The following is a 2,638-nucleotide window of genomic DNA, read 5'->3' as shown; positions in this document are numbered from 1 at the left end:
GATATTCATGCCAAATGCCTTGGCGCGCATGGCAACGGCCTCTCCAATACGGCCAAGCCCGATAATGCCGAGCGTCTTGCCACCAATGCGGTGACCCAGCATGCCTGTGGGGCTCCAGCCATTCCATTCACCATTGCGCATGGCCCGGTGCCCTTCACCAAGGCGGCGGGGCACGTGCAGAATGAGCGCCATCGTCAGGTCAGCGGTGTCGTCCGTAAACACCCCGGGCGTGTTCGTCACCATGATGCCCTTGGCCTTTGCTGCGGCGAGATCGATGTGATTGACCCCCGCACCATAGCTCGCGATCAATTTCAGGCGCGGCGGGGCGGCGGCGATGATGCTGGCATCGATGGAGTCCGTAACAGTCGGCACGAGCACGTCGCAATCCGCCATCGCGGCAACAAGCGCATCGCGGGTGAGGGGCACATCATCAGCATTGAAACGAGCATCGAACAGTTCCGCCATGCGCTTTTCAACAGCAGGAAGAAGCGTGCGGGTGACGCGGACAGACGGACGTTCAATGCGGCTAAGTTCGGGCATGGCAGTGACTAAAGCCGATTATGCGACAAGGTCAAGACAGGATGGTTGCGCTGCGCGCTGCGCTTACGGTATAGGATGAACACGGTGGTAAAAAATATGGTTAATCAACACAATTCGATCGTGCGTTGCGGTGCATTGGCGCTTGCGCTTTTTGGTGCTGCGTCCGCCGCCGGGCAGGCCCAACAAAAGCCGCCTTATTGGGCGTCAATTTCGAAGCCAGAGGCGCGCATGCGTACGGGTCCAAGCACTGAATTCCCCGTTACATGGGTGTATAAGCGCGAAAACCTGCCCGTGAAGGTCGTGGCGGTGCACAGCGTATGGCGCAAGGTCCAAGACCCCGATGGCGAGCAGGGATGGCTGCATGTCCGCTTGCTGAGCCCCAAGCGGGCTGCCATCGTCATCGGTAAAGAAATTGGCGCATTACGTGACGCGCCTGAAGCCAACGCGCATATTTCATGGCGCGTTGAACCCGGTGTGGTCGGGCTTATCGAAGAATGTGAAAAGGGCTATTGCCGCTTCGAAACGGAAGGCCGCTATGGCTATATTGAAACGGCGCGCATCTGGGGCGACGAAGCCCCCTAAGTCGTAACGCGCGAGGCTTAAGCCTCGACGCGCTCCGCCAGAACGGTCAGGCCGTTCTCATTCACTTCTGCAAAGCCACCAGCGATGATGAGGCGCTCGGGCGTCGCACCCTGCGTCGCGTAAATCTCAAGCGCGGCATCGTTACGCAGCGTGCTCATCATTGGGCTGTGGCCCTCAAGCACACCAAAATCGCCCTCACTACCCGGAACGACGACCATATAGACGTCGTCCGAGCGGTAGAGCTTTTCAGGTGTTACGAGTTCGAAACGAAGTGCCATAATGGCTTACGCCGCCTCCGCCGCAAGCTTGGCAGCCTTGGCAACTGCATCTTCGATGCCGCCAACCATGTAGAAGGCTGCTTCTGGAAGATGGTCATATTCGCCATCGACGACTGCCTTGAACGACTTAACCGTGTCTTCGACCTGAACGAACTTGCCGGAAATGCCGGTGAAGACTTCAGCAACATGGAAAGGCTGCGACAAGAAACGCTGGATCTTACGCGCACGGGTAACCGTCAATTTGTCGTCTTCCGACAATTCGTCCATGCCCAAAATCGCGATGATGTCCTGAAGCGATTTGTACTTCTGCAGCGTTTCCTGAACGCGACGTGCCGTGTCATAATGCTCTTGGCCAACAACGGCTGGTGTCAAAACGCGGCTGACCGAGTCAAGCGGGTCAACTGCTGGGTAGATACCCAATTCCGAAATTGCGCGGTTCAACGTAGTCGTCGCGTCCAAGTGAGCGAACGACGTGGCTGGTGCAGGGTCGGTCAAGTCATCTGCAGGAACGTAAATGGCCTGAACCGAGGTAATCGAACCCTTGGTTGTCGACGTAATACGCTCTTGCAACTGGCCCATGTCGGTTGCCAAAGTTGGCTGATAGCCCACAGCCGAAGGAATACGGCCAAGAAGTGCGGACACTTCGGAGCCGGCCTGTGTGAAGCGGAAGATGTTGTCGACGAAGAACAGAACGTCCTGGCCTTCTTCATCGCGGAAATATTCCGCCATGGTCAGACCCGACAAAGCAACGCGTGCACGCGCACCGGGAGGCTCGTTCATCTGGCCGAACACCAGCGCAACCTTCGAACCTTCTGGGGTTGGGTTGCCGTCGGCGTCCTTGGCGATAACGCCAGCGTCGAGGAATTCGTGATACAGATCGTTACCTTCGCGGGTACGCTCACCCACGCCAGCAAACACCGAAACGCCGCCATGGCCCTTTGCGATGTTGTTGATCAGTTCCTGAATAAGAACGGTCTTACCAACGCCGGCACCGCCGAACAGACCGATCTTGCCGCCCTTTGCATAAGGCGCGAGAAGGTCGATAACCTTAATACCGGTGACGAGAATTTCAGCTTCGGTCGACTGGTCGGTGAACAAAGGCGCTTCTGCGTGGATTGGGTTCGACTTTGCAGCGCCAACAGGGCCACGCTCGTCGATGGGCTCGCCGATAACGTTCATGATGCGGCCAAGGGTCATGGGACCAACTGGAACCGAAATCTGCGCACCGGTGTCACGCA

The 2,638-nt window shown here is 57.5% G+C and carries 4 protein-coding genes; 1 reads left to right on the top strand and 3 read right to left on the bottom strand.

The window, feature by feature from the left end; translation table 11 throughout:
* Positions 1-540, bottom strand: a 540-nt coding sequence (locus tag ACIQ5B_RS10910) for an NAD(P)-dependent oxidoreductase (RefSeq protein ID WP_397599031.1), incomplete at its 3' end; no start/stop codon positions are given.
* A 96-nt stretch (positions 541-636) separates the two neighbouring features.
* Here ACIQ5B_RS10910 and ACIQ5B_RS10905 point away from each other — a divergent pair.
* The gene (locus tag ACIQ5B_RS10905) at positions 637-1,122 is read left to right on the top strand and encodes an SH3 domain-containing protein (protein ID WP_397575205.1); all 486 of its coding nucleotides are present in this window, start codon (positions 637-639) and stop codon (positions 1,120-1,122) included.
* Between the two features lie 17 nt (positions 1,123-1,139).
* Here ACIQ5B_RS10905 and ACIQ5B_RS10900 read toward each other — a convergent pair whose 3' ends face one another.
* Entirely contained in the window at positions 1,140-1,400 is a 261-nt protein-coding gene (locus tag ACIQ5B_RS10900) for an ATP synthase F1 subunit epsilon (protein WP_183941657.1), read from the bottom strand.
* A gap of 6 nt (positions 1,401-1,406) precedes the next feature.
* On the bottom strand, positions 1,407-2,638 hold a 1,232-nt coding region (gene atpD / locus ACIQ5B_RS10895; protein WP_397599030.1), incomplete at its 5' end, for a F0F1 ATP synthase subunit beta.

This window comes from Sphingorhabdus sp. (genome assembly GCF_044374345.1).
Taxonomy (GTDB): Bacteria; Pseudomonadota; Alphaproteobacteria; order Sphingomonadales; family Sphingomonadaceae; genus Sphingorhabdus_B.
Note: the sequence above shows the minus strand (reverse complement) of the source record. Positions and strands in the feature narration are given on the sequence as shown.

Excerpts from the sequence above, each read along its gene's own strand:
- ACIQ5B_RS10900 (WP_183941657.1), bottom strand. The coding sequence starts at position 1,400 with ATGGCACTTCGTTTCGAACTCGTAACACCTGAAAAGCTCTACCGCTCG.
- ACIQ5B_RS10905 (WP_397575205.1), top strand. The coding sequence starts at position 637 with ATGGTTAATCAACACAATTCGATCGTGCGTTGCGGTGCATTGGCGCTT.